We start from the raw sequence: 260 nt of genomic DNA on the forward strand, positions 1-260 counted from the left end.
GTATAGGTGCCCGGAAATTTAAGCTCACCCTTTAGCTCTACTTTTAAGTTTTCTTGCCAATTTGGTATAGCAAATATATTTACGCTGTCTTTACTTTGTAATGAAATATTAGATGCTGTTTTACCTTGCATAGCGCTTTTTAGGTCAAACTTAATATGCTCAATATTTGATACATCATTAGTGGCAATTCTTGTTACTTCTGCTTGTTGTGTGTAAGCCGACTCTAACAAGCCTCCTGCGGCAGTTATTAAGTCTTTTAC

Annotated in this window: 1 pseudogene; it reads right to left on the bottom strand. The window is 35.8% G+C overall.

From position 1 onward, the window contains the following. A pseudogene (locus AAEY62_RS23170) lies at positions 1–260 on the bottom strand (polysaccharide biosynthesis protein); the annotation flags it as partial.

Source organism: Pseudoalteromonas sp. GW168-MNA-CIBAN-0100 (assembly GCF_040309225.1).
In the GTDB taxonomy this organism is placed as follows: Bacteria; Pseudomonadota; Gammaproteobacteria; order Enterobacterales; family Alteromonadaceae; genus Pseudoalteromonas; species Pseudoalteromonas arctica.